Genomic DNA, 18,196 nt, shown 5'->3' with positions numbered 1-18,196 from the left:
CCGGCCGGACCCGGCGGTCAGTGCGCCGGCCCCTGCTCGAACCCGGCGATGAGGAACACCCTCGTCGGGTTCGCGGGCCGCACGATCCCGGCGAACAGCCGCTCGAACACCGAGGTGTCCGCCAGATACGCCGCATGCTTGGCCTGCCGGTACGCCTCGCGCGTCACCGTACCCCAGTCGAGGTCCCAGCCGGCGTCATGCGCCAGACGCGAGCCGAACACGCGCAGCGTCATCGCGTTGCCTCCGCGGAACGGGTGCAGGTAGCCGAGTTCGTCGTAGACGTGGGCGAACTCGCGCACGAACGCCGGACGATCCAGCACCTGGAGATTGCGCTTCTCCGCCAGCTCCGAGGCGATGTTCGACGCGCCGGTCTCGATGAGCGCGGCCGGGAAGAACGCCTCCGGGTTGCTCGCCCGCGACTCGTCGTGCGTCGCCTTGCGCGTCGTGTCCGACGTGCGCAGCAGGCCCGCGTCGTCGAACACGCCCTCGAACAACCCCCTGTGAATGGCGGTGAGCTCGGCCAGATCACCCGTCGGGCGCCAGCCCCGTTCGGCGAGGAGCACGGTGCGCGCGAACACGCCGGACGCCGGCGCCCCCTCCCCGTCGGCCACGTCGATCAGCCGCGCCACGTCGATGTGACCGGCCTCGTAGTCCGCCGCGGCGCGCATCGTCGCATCGCCCGGCGTCATCGCTTCCAGCGCGCAGTTCTTGAGTGCAAATGCGACTGCGCTCGCACGTTCTGCAGGAGTCATACCAATATGGTAGACCATCGCGCGCGGGAAGAGTTCGCGACGATTGAGTGAAGACGGGGCACCGGATACGTCCGGTTCGGTAGATTGGTAGCGTTATGGCAAAGAAACGATCCAATGCAGGCACTGGAAGAAGTGCGGGTGGTTCCGGGGCGTCCCCCGACGAACCGATGTGGGAGACGGTGCTGCTCGCCGTGCCGCGCGCGATCGGCGCGGCGGTCCGTTCGATATCCGGCGTGGGGGAGTACGACCCCGCATACCGCCGGGACGGTCTGTGCTTCATCCTGATCGTGCTGGCGGTGCTCTTCTGCGCCTCGGAGTGGTTCCGCGTATCCGGCCCGTTCGGAGTGCTCCTGCACGCGATCGCGGCGGGCGTGCTCGGCATGATGAGCGTCGTGCTGCCGGTCCTGCTGTTCCTCACCGCCATCCGCCTCATGCGCAACTCTGGCACCGGATCGGGCAACCCCCGCGTCATGACCGGATGGGGGCTGCTGCTGTGGTCGGTGTGCTCGATCATCGACGTCGCGCTCGCCGCCGGCGCCAACGGCTTCAGCTGGGAGGAGCTGCGCAATGCCGGCGGCCTGATCGGCTACGTGCTCGGCATGCCGTTGGAGGTCGGGCTGTCGAAGGCGTTCGCGATCGTCGTCTTCGTCGTCATCGCGTTGTTCTCCGTCATGCTCATCGCCGGGGTGCACGTCACGGATCTGCCCGATCTGGCGAGGGAGGCGGCCGCCAAGGTGAGCGCCGGCGAGGACGATCCCGAGGTCGACCGCGAGACCGGCGAGGTGCGCGTCGGAGACGACACGATCCGGTTCGCCGACGGCGTGCCCGCGCACGACGGCACCGACGAGGATGACCGGACCGCGCCGCGCAAACGCCGCCCCTCCCTGTTCGAGCGTCTGTTCGGCCGCCGCGGCAGGGGGGACGAGGACCGCTCCCTGGACCGCTACGAGGCCGACGATCCCTTCGTCAACGCCGCGCGCCATCACGGGCAGACCGCCGAGACGCCGGTCGTCGACATGTCGTCCACCGTGCCGATGGTCCCGATCTCCTCGTCGTTCGGCGCCGTCGGTCAGGACGACGCCACGTCCGCCGTGCCCGTATCCGCCGTGCCGAGCGCCGTCGGCGTCGACCCGTGGGCGCCGATCGCCTCCGGGACGCCGGCCGGCGAACCCGCCACCGTCGCGATGGGCGCCGGATCGGGCGCATACGGCGCCGACACCGGCGAGGAGAGCCGGGTCCGTGACGCGGACGTCTCCGCGGCCGCCGACCGGACCCCGGCCGCGATGTCCGATGCGTCCGGCGAGCCGTCGGACGACACCGCGGACGGCATGCCCGCCGTCGAGGCGCCGTACCGTCTGCCCGATCTGAACCTGCTCGTCAAGGGCCAGCCGCACGCGGCGCGCACGCCGGCCAACGACCGCGTGATCCGGGCCCTGACCTCCACGTTCCAGCAGTTCAAGGTCGACGCCAAGGTCGTCGGCTTCCTGCGCGGACCGTCCGTCACCCAGTACGAGGTGGAGCTGGCTCCCGGCGTCAAGGTCGAGAAGGTCACCAACCTGCAACGCAACATCGCCTACGCCGTGGCGAGCTCCGACGTGCGCATCCTCTCGCCGATCCCGGGCAAGTCCGCCATCGGCATCGAGATCCCGAACGAGGACCGCGAGATCGTGCACCTCGGCGACGTGCTGCGCTCCCAGGGCGCGGTGAGCGACCCGAACCCGATGCTCACGGGCGTGGGCAAGGACGTCGAGGGCAAGTTCGTCACCGCCGACCTGACCAAGATGCCGCATCTGCTGGTCGCCGGCGCCACGGGCTCCGGCAAGTCCAGCTTCATCAACTCGATGCTCACCTCGATCATCATGCGCGCCACGCCCGATCAGGTGCGCCTGATCATGGTCGACCCCAAGCGCGTGGAGCTGTCCGCGTACGCCGGCATCCCGCACCTGCTGACCCCGATCATCACCGACCCGAAGAAGGCCGCGCAGGCCCTCGAATGGGTCGTCAAGGAGATGGACTCGCGCTACTCCGACCTCGAGTACTTCGGCTTCCGCCACGTCAAGGACTTCAACGAGGCCGTGCGCGCCGGCAAGGTGCACGCGCCCGCCGGCTCGAACCGCAAGGTCGCCCCGTACCCGTACATCCTCGTGGTCGTCGACGAGATGGCCGACCTGATGATGGTCGCCAAGAACGACGTCGAAAGCTCCATCCAGCGCATCACGCAGCTCGCGCGAGCCGCCGGCGTGCATCTGGTGCTCGCCACGCAGCGACCGTCCGTCGACGTGGTCACCGGCCTGATCAAGGCGAACATCCCGTCAAGACTCGCGTTCGCCACGTCGTCCGCCACCGATTCGAGGGTCATCCTCGACACCACCGGCGCCGAGACGCTGATCGGCCAGGGCGACGCCCTGTTCCTGCCGATGGGCGAGGCCAAGCCCCGCCGAGTGCAGGGATCGTGGGTGTCTGAATCGGAGATCCGCAAGGCCGTCGAGTTCGTGCGCACGCAGCGCAAGCCCAAGTACCGCGAGGACATCGAGCAGATGGCCCAGGAATCGGAGAAGAAGGGGCTCGAACCCGACGAGGAGATCGGCGACGACATGGACGTGCTGCTGCAGGCCGCCGAGCTCGTCGTCACCACGCAGTTCGGCTCCACCTCGATGCTCCAGCGCAAGCTCAGGGTCGGCTTCGCCAAGGCCGGCCGCCTCATGGACCTGCTGGAGTCGCGCGGCGTGGTCGGCCCCTCCGAGGGGTCGAAGGCTCGTCAGGTCCTCGTCCAGCCGCAGGATCTGCCCGCCGTGCTCGCCTTCATCCGCGGCGAGACCGGCTCCCTGCAGACGTCCGCGCCGGAGTCCGGCGTCTGACGGTGTCCGGCGCGCGGGCCGGTCGGGGCCCGGCCTCCGGCGGTCCGCGCACGGCGTCGTCCGCGCCTGCGTGCAGCCGATTGTCAGCTTCCGTGCACTTCGCGGTGAGGCAAGCCCCAGCCAAGGTGTAGAGAAGTAAGGGTAGTGTGAGGATTATGACAGACGAACAGACTATCGAAAACAAGAAGTCGTCGCTTTTTGATGGCTGGAACGCCCCGCCGAACCTCGTCACCTACTCGCGCATCGTGCTCGTGGCGGTCTTCCTCGGGCTCTACATCGCCGCCGGCTCCTGGGGCGAGGACAACCCCGCCATGCGCTGGGCCGCCGCCATCATCTTCATCGTCGCCGCGTCCACCGATAAGCTCGACGGATGGATGGCCCGTACGTTCAACCAGGTCACCGAACTCGGCAAGCTGATGGATCCGATCGCCGACAAGCTGCTCACCTGCGGCGCGTTGATCGTTGCCTCCGTGTTCGCCGAATTCCCCTGGTGGGCCACCGCGCTGTTCCTGATCCGCGAAATCGGCATCACCGTGATGCGCTTCTTCGTGATGGAGCGTCCGGGTGGCAAGGTCATCGCCGCCGCCTGGCCCGGCAAGCTCAAGACCCTCTTCCAGTGCATCGGCCTGTCCATGCTGCTCCTGCCCTTCTGGACCCTCGACGGCGGCCAGGCGCTGCCGACGTGGCTGCAGGTCTACTACTTCCTGACCTACGCGCTGCTGTACGTGGCGCTGGTGCTGTGCCTCTACTCCGGCGGCGTGTACCTGTACAACACGTTCATCGGCTCCAAGAAGAAGTAGCGATCATGCAACCCGAGACGCTCGCCGCTGCGCTGCTGCGGTGGTGCGAACGGAACAGGCTCAGGATCGCCTGCGCCGAATCGCTGACGGGAGGTCTTCTGGCCGACGCCTTCGTGCGCGTGCCGGGGGCCTCCAAGGTCTTTCTGGGGTCCGCCGTCACCTACGACATCAGGGCCAAGGCCAAAATCCTCGGCGTGGACCGCGCGCTGCTCGAACGCGAGGGCGCCGTGCACCCCGAGGTCGCGCGTCAGATGGCCTCCCGCACCGCGCGTCTGTACGATCAGCCCGAGTACGACGGCAGGGTCGTGGGATTGTCGACGACCGGCGTGGCCGGTCCCGGTCCCGACGGCGACAAACCCGCCGGACTCGTGTACATCGGCGTCTCCATCCCCGCGGCCTTCGGCCTGCCCGATCCGCTGCGGGCGATGGAGTCCGTCCCCGGCGGATGCGGTGTCGTCGAGGGCCGGGACGGGCGTCTCACCGTGGCCGTCGAACTGCGCATCGACGGCACCCGCGAACAGGTCCGCACGCGCACCGTCGGCAGCGTCCTGCGAACGGTGAGCGTTCTTTTAGGAATTTCACAGGAATAAAACCCGTCCCTTTCGCTGTTGGTCGTAATAGAAGCAATCGAACCCGCATGAAAGGGATGGGGATTATGGATACGATGACTCGCACCGAGGAACAGACGCAGATCAACGCCGCGGCGATGGTCCGCCCCGGCTCCGCGCGCATGCGCGAACTGACCCCGGCCCAGCGCCGCGCGGTCATGTTCGCCCAGCAGCAGGTGATCAGGGCGCGCGCCGCCAAGAAGGCGAAGGACGAGGCGGAGGAGGCCCGTCGCCGCATGTGGGACGAGGCGGAGAACGCCGAGCGTGCGCCCCGCGCCTCCGTCGCCGCCACCGCGGCCGCCAAGGCCGAGACGCGTGACACGGCCGAACTGACGCTGCGCGAGGCCATCGGCCGCGTGCTGCGCGACCTGCGTTCGCGTGATCACAAGACCCTTCGCGAGGTCAGCGAGAAGGCGGGGGTGTCGCTCGGCTACCTCTCCGAGGTGGAGCGCGGCCAGAAGGAGGCCAGCTCCGAACTGCTCAGCTCCATCGCCGAGGCGCTCGGCGTGAGCACCGCACAGCTGCTGCGCATGGTCGCCGATCGTCTCGACATGGTCGAGGCGTAACGGCATGCGGCGGCAGCACATGCAACCGGGTACCGGCCCGGTCGGGGACGACGGTCTCCGGCCGGGCCTTTTCGCGTTCCGCGTGTCCCCGCGTCGCTCGCGACGGCGCGGTCCCTCGGCTACACTGGGGCGTTCGTGAGGGAACGTGAATTCTGGCAGCTGCTCGAGGAGGTGTTCGGGCGCGGCTACGGCAGGGCCCTGTCCCGTGACCAGCAGCTGACCGCGTTGAACAACATGACCGTCGTCGAGGCGCTGGACGCGGGGGAGGAGCCCCGCGTCGTATGGAACGTGCTGTGCGATCAGATGGGGATCCCCGACGCCGAGCGTTGGGGGAGCGACCACAACGCGCCGCCGATGCCCGCGAGGTGACGGGGAGGTCGCGCCGGCGTGTCCTTTCGAACATTCGAACAAATGTTCGCGTTTATGGTCTATAGTTGTCCACAGCACGCCCTCCGCAAGGGGCTTCGACCACATGGCCGCCGCGGCTTGCCCCGAGCGGAATGCGTTCCGTAGCGTGAGGGACGACGATTCGCCACAACGTGTAAGGAGAACATCATGGCACAGAAGACAAGCGCCGCTCCCGCCGCAAAGGCCAAGGAGCAGGCGCCGCAGGGCGCGAGGCACGAGATCGACCCCCGCCGCAAGGCCGCGCTCGACACCGCGCTGGCGCAGGTGGAGAAGAGCTTCGGCAAGGGATCGGCGATGAGGCTGGGCGACAGGCCGGAGCAGAACGTGGAGGTCATCCCCACCGGTTCGCTCGCGCTCGACATGGCGCTCGGCATCGGCGGCCTGCCCAAGGGGCGCATCATCGAGATCTACGGACCGGAGTCCTCCGGCAAGACCACGCTGGCGCTGCACGTGGTCGCCAACGCGCAGAAGGCCGGCGGCGTCGCCGCGTTCATCGACGCCGAGCACGCACTCGACCCGGTCTACGCCCGCAAGCTCGGCGTCGACACCGACTCGCTCATCGTCTCCCAGCCGGACAACGGCGAGCAGGCGTTGGAGATCGCCGACATGCTCATCCGCTCCGGCGCGCTCGACGTCATCGTCGTCGACTCCGTCGCGGCGCTCGTGCCCAAGGCCGAGATCGAGGGGGACATGGGCGACAGCCACGTCGGTCTGCAGGCCAGGCTGATGAGCCAGGCGCTGCGCAAGATGACCGGCGCGCTCGCCCAGGCCGGCACCACCGCCATCTTCATCAACCAGCTGCGCGAGAAGATCGGCGTGTTCTTCGGCAGCCCGGAGACCACCACCGGCGGCAAGGCGCTCAAGTTCTACTCGTCGGTGCGTCTCGACATCCGCCGCATCCAGACCATCAAGAACGGCGAGGAGGCCGTCGGCAACCGCACGCGCGTCAAGGTCGTCAAGAACAAGATGGCCCCGCCGTTCAAGTCCGCCGAGTTCGACATGCTCTACGGTGAGGGCATCTCCCGCGAGGGCTCCGCTCTCGACATGGCTATCCAGGTCGGCGTCGTCAAGAAGTCGGGCTCCTGGTTCACCTACGAGGGCGATCAGCTGGGGCAGGGCCGCGAGAAGGTCCGCCAGTTCCTCAAGGACAACCCGGCCGTCACCGAGGAGATCGAGAACAAGGTCAAGGCCGCGTTCGGCCTGATCAAGCCCACCGACCAGTTCGCCGAGGACGACGCCACCAAGGCCGCCTCCGAGGCCGACGCCAACACCGAGTCCGTCGCCGTCACCGAAGGCAACACGGGCAAGGATAAGACTACGGCGTCCTCGCCGGCATCCGCCGCGAAGTCCGGCGCCAAGGCCTGACGATGATCAGCGCCGAGGAATTCCTCCGCCGTCATCCCGTTGCATCGCCGGAGCCCGGGGCTCCGCGGAACCCGGCGGCGGATGCGCCCGGCATCGAGGTCGCCGACATCCCGATTGATGCTTCCGCCGACGACGCGCCGTCGGATGACGGGTCCGCGCGATCGTTCCGACGGCGCGCGTCGGGACCCTCGCGGTGGAGGAACGGCGCGCAGGTGGAGGACCCGGCGGACGTCGACGCCTGCCGCGAGTCGGCGCTGCATCTGCTGGACGCGGCGGCGCGTTCCTCCGGCGCGTTGCGCGACCGCCTGCTGGACAGGGGATACGATGCCGACGTCGTCGAACGGGTTATGCTCCGTCTGGAGGAGCTCCGACTCATCGACGATCGCGGCTACGCCGAATCGGTGGTCCGCTCCTGCGTCTCCCGGATGATGGGAAGGCGCGGGGCGGCCGCGGAGCTGTCCCGCAGGGGCGTGGACCGTGCGGTCGCCGCGCAGGTCGTCGACGAGGCCGAACGGGCGGGCGCGTTCGAGGACGCGGCATGGGAGCTGGGGCGTTCCGTCGCCCGCAGGACCCATGGCCTCGACCGTCAGGTCAGGCAGCGCCGGTTCTGGTCGGCGGGCGGCCGCAAGGGGCACGATCCCGAAACGCTGCGCAGGATCGCCCGGGAGCTGCTCGACTGATTGCACTGCGTGCCGTGCGCCTTTCCCCTCACGCGTTCCTTCTCGCGCTCCGGGCGTGATCGTACGCGCCGGGTCGCGACGCGTACGCACTTCTCCGCGGCCCATGTATAATGGTCCGCTTGTGAGACCTCTTGATGGCCGCGGTCACGGACTTCATTGCGAGTGACTGAGGAACTTCCGGGCTCCATAGAGCACGATGGCGGATAACGTCCGCCCAGGGCGACCTGAGAGATAGCGCAGCAGAGAACAGACCGCCCGTCCACGACGGGTAAGGGTGAAACGGCGGTGTAAGAGACCACCGGGCCGCTGGTAACAGTCGGCCGCATGGCAAGCCTCATCGGGAGCAAGGCCAAGCAGATGGCGGCAAGGGCTGCTCGCCCGTGCCATCGGGTAGGCTGCTAGAGCCTGGCGGCGACGTCAGGTCGAGATGGATGGCCATCCGGGGATCCGCGTTCGCGCGGAGAACCGACAGAACCCGGGGTATAAGGGGTCTCACACCTCATATCTCCATGGATTCCGCCCCGCTTCGGAGCGCATGGCAAACGCACAGTCTATGCACCGGAATATTTCACGCGGGAGTCGGAAAAGAAACATATCGCTCCCCGCGAGTTCTCCCGTCGTTTACGCGCTCGTCGTCTACAATGAATCGTACCCGGTTGGTGAAGACGCCAATCGGACCGCAAATAGCGGGAAACCGCTTGAGTTAAGGGAGGTCCACATGGAAATCGTCGTTACCGGACGTCACACGCAGATCAAGCAGAGGTTCCGTGATGTCGTAGAGAACAAGATGAATCGTGTGACCGCTATCGCCCCCGATGCGCAGCGCGCGCAGATCGTGGTCACCCACGAGGGCAACCCGCGCCAGGCGGACACCGCCAAGCGCGTGGAAATCACCATCATCGCCGGAAGCACCGTGGTGCGTGCCGAGGCCTCGAGCGCCGACGAGTACAGCGCGCTCGACATGGCGCTCGACAAGCTGACCCTGCGTCTGCGCCGCACCCGCGACCGCCGCAAGGACCATCGCCGCGGCTACACCAACCCCGCCCCGGTGGATCTGGGCGTCGTCGAGCCCGCCGCGGAGGAGAGCGAGCCGGAGGAGCCGAACAACAGCCCCGCCGCCGCCGTCGCCTCCGATCTCGGCCCGGGCGAGTCGGTGGAGGTCCAGGTCGGTGACACGCCGATCGTCATCCGCCGCAAGCTGCACATCGCCGAGCCGATGAGCATCGACGAGGCCCTGTACGAGATGGAGCTGATCGGACACGACTTCTTCCTGTTCGTCAACAAGGAGACCGGTCGTCCGTCCGTCGTCTACCACCGTCACGGCTGGAGCTACGGCGTGTTCGAGATCGACACTCCGGAGAACGTCGCCAAGAAGTGATGTGCCGGCCGGTCCACGTACGTTCCGCGGACCGATGAATTCGGATTGAACCACGAGGGGGTCTTTCCCGTCGAAAGCATCGACGGGAAAGACCCCCTCGTCGTCTTCATCGGCGGATCCGGCCCGTCGGAAAGCGACCGAATACGGAAATATGCCCACGTTATCGGCAATGTCGCGTATGATGGTCGGCAGTGTGTCCGCCGCATACCCTGTTCCGACACACCGGATGGGCGGCGCGGCGGGCCGAAGGAACGACACAGGAGCGAATAGTGGTAGATATCGTTGATAAGGCCCTGCGCATGGGCGAAGGCCGCCAGATCAAGAAGCTCGAGAACGTGGCCAAGGCCGTGAACGCGCTCGAGGATGAGATCTCGGCGCTCTCCGACGAGGAGCTCAAGGCCCAGACGCCCAAGTTCAAGCAGCAGCTCGACAACGGCAAGAAGCTCGACGACATCATGCCCGAAGCGTTCGCCACCGTGCGCGAGGTCTCCAAGCGCACCCTCGGCCAGCGCCACTTCGACGTGCAGCTCATGGGCGGCGCCGCCCTGCACTGGGGCAACATCGCCGAGATGAAGACCGGCGAGGGCAAGACCCTCGTCGCCACCCTGCCGAGCTACCTGAACGCGCTCGAGGGCAAGGGCGTCCACGTGGTCACCGTCAACGACTACCTCGCCAGCTACCAGAGCGAGCTGATGGGCCGCATCTACCGCTTCCTCGGCATGAACGTCGGCTGCATCCTCACCGAGCAGAAGCCGCCGGAGCGCCGCAAGCAGTACAACGCCGACATCACCTACGGCACCAACAACGAGTTCGGCTTCGACTACCTGCGCGACAACATGGCGTGGGAGAAGAGCGAGCTGGTGCAGCGCGGCCACCACTTCGCCATCGTCGACGAGGTCGACTCCATCCTCATCGACGAGGCCCGTACCCCGTTGATCATCTCCGGTCCGGCCGAGGGCGACGTGACCCGCTGGTACCGCACCTTCGCCAAGCTGGTCCTCAAGCTCACCCGCGACGAGGACTACGAGGTCGACGAGAAGAAGAAGGTCATCGGCATCAAGGATCCGGGCATCACCAAGGTCGAGGATTTCCTGGGCATCGACAACCTGTACGAGCCGGCCAACACCGCCCTGATCGGCTACCTGAACAACGCCATCAAGGCCAAGGAGCTGTTCCTGCGCGACCGCGACTACGTCGTCACCCGCGGCGAGGTCCTCATCGTCGACGAGCACACCGGCCGCGTGCTGCCGGGCCGCCGCTACAACGAGGGCCTGCATCAGGCCATCGAGGCGAAGGAGGGCGTCGAGGTCAAGGCCGAGAACCAGACCTTCGCGACCATCACCCTGCAGAACTACTTCCGCATGTACGACAAGCTCGCCGGCATGACCGGTACCGCCGAGACCGAGGCGGCCGAGTTCATGAGCACCTACAAGCTGGGCGTGCTGCCGATCCCGACCAACCGCCCGATGATCCGCAAGGACCAGGACGACTTCATCTTCCGCACCAAGAAGGAGAAGCTGGCCGCCGTCATCAGGGACGTCGCCGCCCGCCACGCCAAGGGCCAGCCGGTCCTGCTGGGCACCGCGTCCGTCGAAAGCTCCGAGGTCGTCTCCACGCTGCTCGACGTCGCCAAGATCCCGCATCAGGTGCTCAACGCCAAGCAGCACGACAAGGAGGCCGCGATCGTCGCGGTCGCCGGTCGCAAGGGCGCCGTCACCGTGGCCACCAACATGGCCGGCCGTGGTACCGACATCATGCTCGGCGGCAACGTCGAGTTCCTCGCCGACGCCAAGCTCAAGTCCGAGGGCTACTCCCCGGAGGACACCCCGGAGGAGTACGAGAAGCGCTGGCCGGGCACCCTCGCCGAGGTCAAGGCCCAGGTCAAGGACGAGCACGAGGAGGTCAAGGAGCTCGGCGGTCTGTACGTGCTGGGCACCGAACGCCACGAGTCCCGCCGCATCGACAACCAGCTGCGCGGCCGTTCCGGCCGTCAGGGCGATCCGGGCGAGTCCCGCTTCTACCTGTCCCTTGAGGACGACCTGATGCGCCTGTTCAACACGCAGCTCGTCGCCCGCGTGATGGCCAAGGGTCTGCCGGAGGGCGAGCCGATCCACTCCAAGAGCGTCTCCAAGGGCGTGCGCACCGCGCAGAAGGCCCGCGAGTCGCAGAACTTCGAGATCCGCAAGAACGTCCTCAAGTACGACGATGTGATGAACAAGCAGCGCACCGTCATCTACGCGGAGCGTCAGGCCGTGCTGAAGGGCGAGGACATCCACGAGGATATCGAGCGCTTCATCAACGACACCGTCGAAAGCTACGTCAAGGGCGCCAACAACGGTTCCGACAAGCCGAAGGACTGGGATTGGGAGGGCCTGTTCAAGGCCCTGAACACCGTGATCCCGACCGAGGTGACCGTCGAGGAGGTCGAGAAGGCCGCCGAGGGCAAGAAGGGCGAGAAGGCTGTCGAGGCCGTGCGTGACGTGATCGTCGCCGACGCCAAGGCCAAGTACGCCGAGTTCGAGGACAAGCTGGGCTCCGACGGCCTGCGTCAGCTCGAGCGCCGCGTCGTGCTCGCCGTGCTCGACCGAAAGTGGCGCGAGCACCTCTACGAGATGGACTACCTCAAGGACGGCATCGGCCTGCGCGGCATGGGTCAGCGCGACCCGTTGGTCGAGTACCAGCGCGAGGGCTACCAGATGTACAACTCCATGATCGACGCGATCAAGGAGGAGACCGTCCAGCTGCTCTTCCACGTCGACATCCAGCAGGTCGCCAGGACCGAGGACGCCGAGGAGGAGGCCGATGCCGCCGCGGCCGCGGACGTCATCGACGCCACCGGTCCGGACGAGAACGGCGAGACCGCATCCGAGGCCGCCGCCGGCGAGGCCGAGTCCGAGGAGGATGCCGAGGAGAAGCAGGCGATCGCCGAGGCGGCCGCCGCCTCCGAGGCCGGCGAGACCACCTCCGCCATCTCCGGCCCGGCTCCGATCAGCCACGCCGAGGGCAAGGTCCCGGCCAACAAGCGCCCGAAGAACGAGGAGCTCAAGACCCCGTGGGCCGACGGTCGCACCTTCCCGGGTACGCCCAAGAACGCGCTGTGCCCGTGCGGCTCGGGGCGCAAGTACAAGATGTGCCACGGCCAGAACGAGAAGTGACGCATCGCGCGTAACGTCATGTGACGCATGACGATTGAAGGCCTCCCTCGTCAATGAGGGAGGCCTTCAATCGTATCGGCGGTCACTTCATCCTGAATCCATGCGACTGCGCGTAGCCGATGATGCCCTGCTGCCATTCGGCCATTTGATGGACCGAGTCGCCGCCGGGGGTGAGCGAGGGGATCATCGTGTCGCGGAAATCGGCATCCACCTGACTCATGAACGGCAGCGGTCGCCACGGCACATCGAGATGGGCGGCCGATTCGCGGAAGACGCCGTAGATGTTCTGCCCGAAGTAAGGATCGATGCGCGTATCCAGATCGGGCTTGTCCGCGAAGTACGTGGTCGACGAATAGTAGACGGGCAGCGGGTTCATGTCGACCGCCGTCGGATTGGCGATCAGCCAGTACGCGAAGGCGATGGCCGCCGCCTGCTTCTCGCGTGGGATCCGGCTGTTGATCGTCAGGATCGATCCGCCGACCTCCGCGGAGTGGAATTCGCCCGGGCGCACCGCCGGCGGCAGGGATACGCCCCAGCGTCCCGAGCCTTCGGGGTCGGCGGCGATGATGACGTTGCCGAACCAGTCCGCCTGAATCGGTGCGACGAAGCGTCCGTCGCGCAGCCGTTCGCGGAATCCGGGCACCGTCGTCGATTCGGCGCTCAGCACCCCGTCGTCGATGCACCGCTGCAGGAAACCGGAGGTCTCGAGCATGGCGTCCGTCGTCAGGTCCACGTCGATCTCGATCGAATCGGTGTCCCGCCACGGCTGGAGTCCCGCCATGCGGAAGAACGACAGATAGTGCTGGGCATCGGACGTATTGATGAATCCCATGTAACGGCTCGGATCGGCACGGTGCAGCTCGACGCCGATGTCGTGGTACTCCTCCCATGTGGCCGGTACGGGAAGACCGAACCGTTCGAGGACGTCGAGACGGCGAAACATGGCCACCGGGGTGATGTCGGCGGGCACTCCGAACAGGCCTCCGGCGAAATGACAGGCCCTCCACGGCCGCGGGGCGAACCGCGATTCGAATTCGCGCTCCAACCGTGGATTGCGGAAGTTCAGTATCGTGCCGTTGATGGCGAACTCAGGCATCTTGTCGTATTCCATGCGGAACAGGTCGGGTACGTTGTGACGGGCCTGCAGACGGTTCCATAGGCGGCCGACGCTTTCGGCCTGGGTGCCGGTCTCGAGCGGACGGATGCGGAACTTCGGGTAGCGTTCCATGAAGGCGTCGAGCGCGGGCGCCATCTCCTCCGCGATGCCCGTCAACAGCGTGAGCTCCACCTCGGAGTTCCGCAACGTGGTCAGGGTGTCGGTTCTGAACGTCCGCGGAGGAACGGAGAGGCGTTTGCGGGCGATGCTGTCGCGCTGGAGGAACACGGCGGGCACGCTGAACAGGGTCTCCCCGCCGGTCGAGCCGCGTCGGATGGCGGTCAGGAGCTCCTGGGCCGCCATGTCGCCCACCTGCTCGTCGGATTGGCCGATCGATGAGAGGGAAGGTGTGATCATGCGTCCGACGAGCGTATCGTCGAATCCGATCACGGAGACGTCATCGGGAACGCGTGTGCCGTCCGCCGTCGCCTCCCTGACGAACCCCACCGCCAGCTGGTCGTTGTACGCGATGACGGCGTCGGTCGGCTGCTCGCCGAACCGCGCATACGCATCATGTCCGCCGTCGATGGTGCCGGCGCATTGGCGGACCACCCTGTAGGTCATGTCGAACTGCCCGGCCGCCTGCCAGATGCAACGCCGCCGGTACTCGCTCGACCATGACGATTCCGGTCCCGACAGGTAGGTGACGCCTCGATGCCCGGTGTCGTGCAACGTGCGTATCGCGGCGACGACCGCGGGATACACGTCCGAGACGACCGAGGGCAGGCCGGATATCCGCCGGTGCAGCATGATCGTCGGCGTCGCCGCGGCGGCGCGGCGCAGTTCCGGTTCGTTCAACCTCGGCGACACCAGCATGAATCCGTCCGCCTTGCCGGAGAACCGGTGGATGAGATCGCGTTCGGCGTCGGTGCTGCCGTGGGAATCCAATATGACGGCGCGGTATCCCGCACGCTCCAGCCGGATCTGGGCGCTGCGGATGCATCGGGCGTAGAGGGGATTGATGTTGTCCGGGGAGACGATGGCGACGAGCTCTGATCGGACGCTCGACGTGGATGCCGTGGAATCGATGCCGGTTTGGGAACGGTATCCCAGCCGTTCCGCGGTGGTGCGCACCAGCATCTCCGTGCGGACCGACACCCGGCCCGGACGGGTCAGCGCACGGGAGACGGTGGACGGGGACAGTCCGGTCTCCCTCGCGATGTCGTAGATGGTCGTCTTTCCGGTCGATGGTCTGCCGGCACCCATGAAGGCCTCCTCTCCGGACTCCGCGCGGCGCTTCGGCGCGGTGCTCTCGGATGTGCGAGCCAGCTTGTTCGATGGCTATGGCAACAAGGGCAATATTATTCTTGCCGTATGACGGGCGGACATATATTCATAACCGTCAACAACGAAACCCCGTTGGTTCGGACGTGGCAGTCCGTGGGGTTTCCGTTCGAGAGTCAGGAAAGGAATCTCTGCAATGACGGAGCAAACGGTGACGAGGACTGTACCGCAGCAGTCCTCGAAACGGAAGGTCACGAAGCTGCGTGCGGCCGCGTTCTCCCTGTGCGATGTGTACGGCGGCGGCTACGGCGGTCTCCAGTCGGGCTATCTCGCCCTGTTCTGGACCACGTTCTGCGGTCTCACCATCACCCAGGCCCAGGGTATCATGGGCATCAGCACGGTGCTCTCCGCCGTGATGGCCATCATCATCGGAGGCGTCTCCGACAACCTCTACCGTACGAGGTTCGGCCGCAGATTCGGCCGTCGTCGTCCGCTGATGCTCATCGGCGCGATGATCCTGGTGCTCGCCATCAGCATGTGGCTGCCCGGGTTCAACTACGGCTTCTACTTCGTGATCTTCTTCCTGTGGACCGCCGCGAACCAGGTCATCATGATCCCGTTCTACTGCCTGAGCTCCGAGATGACGGATGACTTCGAGGAGCGCACCGAGCTCCAGACGATGCGTACGATGATCCCGGGACTGGTGAACTTCGGCCTGACGTGGCTCACCGTCGCCATCCTCAAGGGACTCGGCGAGAAGAACTCCTGGACCTACACGGTGCTCGCCATCGTGATGATCGCCATCTACGTGCTGTGCATCGGCGCTTCCGTGAAGGCCACCTGGGAGCGCACCCCCGAGGAGATGGGCATCACGGAGGCCGAGTTCGACAGGAGGCAGAGCCTGTCGGATCATCTCAAGGAGTTCGGCCACATCGTGCTGGGCTACTTCACCACGCTGCGCATCCGCGCGTTCCAGAAGCATCTCGCCCTCTACCTGCTGGTGCAGTCGTTCCTCGACGTCGCCAACTACTGCTTCACCTTCTTCGTGGTGTACGTGCTCTCCGGTTCCGTCGCGCTGTCCACGGCGCTGGGCTCCTTGTCGATCCTCGGTGCGGTCTTCGCCCCGATCGAGGGCGCCATCTTCAAGCGCACCGGCGTGCGCGGCTCCTACACCGTGGCGTGCCTCGGCTCGATCGCAAGTCTGGGCGCCTACGCCCTGCTGGCCATCAACCACGACTCCATCCCGACCGTCATGTGGATTCCGGCGCTGTTCATCCTGCAGGGCATCTGGATGTTCTTCCGTCAGAACCTCTACTACCTGGTGTGGGTCACCTACCCGTACCTGCCGGACATCGACGAGATCGTCACCAAGGAACGCCGCGAGGGCGTGTACATGGGCGCCATCCTCTTCTTCCGCCGCGTGACCCAGGGCCTCGCCGTCGGTCTGCTCGGCGTCTACCTCGGTTCCCAGGGATTCGACGCGTCCGCCAAGAGCCAGCCCGATTCGGCTCTGCAGGCGCTGATGAACTCCTACGTGTGGATCGTCGTCGCCGGCATCGTCCTGGTGTGGATCATCGCGCTGACCTACAACCTCAACAAGAGGACCCACGGCATCCTGGTCAAGGAGGTCGAGCGTCTGAAGGCCGGCGGTTCGAAGGCGGACGTCGACCCCGAGACCAGGAAGGTCGTCGAGAACCTGACGGGCGTCAGGTACGAGAAGTGCTGGCCCGAGGACAAGTGAGTCGGCGCGAACGAATAGACGTGGGATGCGCGGTCGGCTCCGTGGTTGCCGCCGGCCGATGAATCCCGCCCCGTATGAGATTCGGCGGTGAGGCACCTCCGCCGAATCGAGTACATGTGGGCGCCGTGTCCGTTGCAGAGGATACGGCGCCCTTTTGTCATCCGTGCATACGAATGGTTTCCCGGAGGGGAGACGGAAAGGTGAGAAATCCGATGGTGGAGGAACAGCGTGTGGTCTGCAACGGCGTGCCGTGGCATGACGATGAAGGGAACGTGGTCAACGCGCACGGCGTGTGCGTCCTCGAGGAGGACGGGCGGTTCTATCTGTTCGGCGAGTACAAGACCGACGACGAGAACCGGTTCGCGGGATTCTCCTGCTACGAGTCGGACGATCTGGCCCATTGGCGTTTCGACGGGCTCGCCCTCGCCCCCGAGGACGGGGGACCGATGGGATCGAAGCGCATCGGGGAACGCCCGAAGGTCATGAGAAGCCCGAAGACCGGCAAGTACGTGATGCTCATGCATTCCGATGACCTCACCTATACGGACCCGTACACGGCGGTGGCGGTGAGCGACGCTCCGGCGGGTCCGTACGAGTTCATCGGGCCGCTCGAATACCACGGCGAACCGATCCGCATGTGGGACATCGGCTCGTTCCAGGACGAGGACGGCACCGGATACCTGCTCACGCACGAGGGCAACATCTATCGCCTCGCGGACGACTACATGAGCGCCGAGGAGCTGGTGGCCGAGAACATCGCCGAGGGAGGGGAGTCGCCCGCCATGTTCCGATGGGGCGACACCTACTACATCATGTTCTCGAACAAGACCTCATGGGGGTCGAACGACAACTACTACCTGAGCGCGCCGTCCCCGGCGGGGCCGTGGACGCACCGGGGGCTGTTCGCCCCGGAGGGCAGCCGCACCTACGATTCGCAGTGCTCGTTCATCCTCATGCTGCGCACTCCGGACGGACGCGTCACGCCGATCTACATGGGCGACCGCTGGTCATTCCCGCATCAGGTATCCTGCGCCACCCAGGTATGGCTGCCGCTGCGGGTGACGGATGACGGCGCCTTGCGGCTTCCCGACGAGTTCTGGGATTCGTGGGACCCGTTCACCGGTGCCAGGCGGGAGCCGGCCGGGGTGGACGAGTCCTTCTCGTTCCGTTCCAAGGTGAAGGGGGCCGGCGTCGAACTGCCGTTCACGGGTACGGGAGTGGCGCTGTACTCCGACGTATCGCCGGACAACGCCTATGGCCGGGTCGAGATCGTCGACGGCGACGGAGACACGGTGATCTCGCAATTGGTGACGTTCTATGGGCCGACGAGGCTGCACCATGAGCTGCGTTTCGTCAGTCCCCGGCTCGACCGCGGGTCGTACAGGCTGCGCGTCACCGCCCTGGACGACCCGACCGAATGGTTCTACAAGAGCGGCAAGCGCAACGGCTGCTCCGACACGTACGTCGACGTCAGCGGTGTGTCGGTCAGCGCGTGAGCGTGTCGC

General features: G+C 66.4%; 13 protein-coding genes and 1 other RNA gene. 12 read left to right on the top strand and 2 right to left on the bottom strand.

Going from position 1 to position 18,196, the window contains the following annotated elements; all coding sequences use genetic code 11:
- Positions 1–17: 17 nt before the first annotated feature.
- On the bottom strand, positions 18–752 hold the full coding sequence (locus JS528_RS01980) for a Fic/DOC family protein (RefSeq protein ID WP_214357409.1): 735 nt from the start codon (positions 750–752) through the stop codon (positions 18–20).
- A gap of 167 nt (positions 753–919) precedes the next feature.
- Between JS528_RS01980 and JS528_RS01975 the strand changes: the two genes are divergently transcribed.
- From JS528_RS01975 to secA, 10 genes are all read left to right on the top strand, one after another.
- Complete coding sequence (locus JS528_RS01975; protein WP_420838172.1) at positions 920–3,610, top strand: FtsK/SpoIIIE family DNA translocase; 2,691 nt, start codon at positions 920–922, stop codon at positions 3,608–3,610.
- 155 nt (positions 3,611–3,765) lie between these two features.
- On the top strand, positions 3,766–4,410 hold the full coding sequence (pgsA, locus tag JS528_RS01970; protein WP_214357407.1) for a CDP-diacylglycerol--glycerol-3-phosphate 3-phosphatidyltransferase: 645 nt from the start codon (positions 3,766–3,768) through the stop codon (positions 4,408–4,410).
- Between the two features lie 5 nt (positions 4,411–4,415).
- Positions 4,416–5,000: a CinA family protein gene (locus JS528_RS01965; RefSeq protein WP_214357406.1), complete on the top strand. Its 585-nt coding sequence runs from the start codon at positions 4,416–4,418 to the stop codon at positions 4,998–5,000.
- Positions 5,001–5,065: 65 nt separating this feature from the next.
- Positions 5,066–5,584 (top strand): helix-turn-helix domain-containing protein, encoded by a 519-nt coding sequence (locus JS528_RS01960; RefSeq protein ID WP_214357405.1) that lies wholly within the window; start codon positions 5,066–5,068, stop codon positions 5,582–5,584.
- 135 nt (positions 5,585–5,719) lie between these two features.
- On the top strand, positions 5,720–5,953 hold the full coding sequence (locus JS528_RS01955; protein WP_214357404.1) for a DUF3046 domain-containing protein: 234 nt from the start codon (positions 5,720–5,722) through the stop codon (positions 5,951–5,953).
- A 186-nt stretch (positions 5,954–6,139) separates the two neighbouring features.
- Positions 6,140–7,357 (top strand): recombinase RecA, encoded by a 1,218-nt coding sequence (gene recA, locus JS528_RS01950; RefSeq protein ID WP_214357403.1) that lies wholly within the window; start codon positions 6,140–6,142, stop codon positions 7,355–7,357.
- Positions 7,358–7,359: 2 nt separating this feature from the next.
- The gene (locus tag JS528_RS01945; protein WP_214357402.1) at positions 7,360–8,037 is read left to right on the top strand and encodes a regulatory protein RecX; all 678 of its coding nucleotides are present in this window, start codon (positions 7,360–7,362) and stop codon (positions 8,035–8,037) included.
- 122 nt (positions 8,038–8,159) lie between these two features.
- Positions 8,160–8,536: RNase P RNA component class A (gene rnpB, locus JS528_RS01940), an RNA gene on the top strand.
- A gap of 219 nt (positions 8,537–8,755) precedes the next feature.
- Positions 8,756–9,415: a ribosome hibernation-promoting factor, HPF/YfiA family gene (hpf, locus tag JS528_RS01935; protein ID WP_214357401.1), complete on the top strand. Its 660-nt coding sequence runs from the start codon at positions 8,756–8,758 to the stop codon at positions 9,413–9,415.
- Positions 9,416–9,684: 269 nt separating this feature from the next.
- Positions 9,685–12,570 carry a preprotein translocase subunit SecA gene (gene secA, locus JS528_RS01930; RefSeq protein ID WP_214357400.1) on the top strand — a complete coding sequence of 962 codons (2,886 nt, stop codon included), beginning with the start codon at positions 9,685–9,687 and terminating at the stop codon, positions 12,568–12,570.
- A gap of 82 nt (positions 12,571–12,652) precedes the next feature.
- Here the strand turns inward: secA and JS528_RS01925 are convergent, their stop codons facing one another.
- Complete coding sequence (locus tag JS528_RS01925; protein WP_214357399.1) at positions 12,653–14,932, bottom strand: substrate-binding domain-containing protein; 2,280 nt, start codon at positions 14,930–14,932, stop codon at positions 12,653–12,655.
- 214 nt (positions 14,933–15,146) lie between these two features.
- Between JS528_RS01925 and JS528_RS01920 the strand changes: the two genes are divergently transcribed.
- Positions 15,147–16,691 carry an MFS transporter gene (locus JS528_RS01920; protein WP_214357398.1) on the top strand — a complete coding sequence of 515 codons (1,545 nt, stop codon included), beginning with the start codon at positions 15,147–15,149 and terminating at the stop codon, positions 16,689–16,691.
- Positions 16,692–16,903: 212 nt separating this feature from the next.
- Entirely contained in the window at positions 16,904–18,187 is a 1,284-nt protein-coding gene (locus JS528_RS01915) for a family 43 glycosylhydrolase (RefSeq protein WP_214357397.1), read from the top strand.
- Positions 18,188–18,196: the final 9 nt, after the last annotated feature.

It is taken from the genome of Bifidobacterium santillanense, assembly GCF_018555385.1.
Taxonomy (GTDB): domain Bacteria; phylum Actinomycetota; class Actinomycetes; order Actinomycetales; family Bifidobacteriaceae; genus Bifidobacterium; species Bifidobacterium santillanense.
The sequence above is the reverse complement of the archived record's forward strand: the minus strand, read 5'-3'. Positions and strand labels throughout refer to the sequence as shown.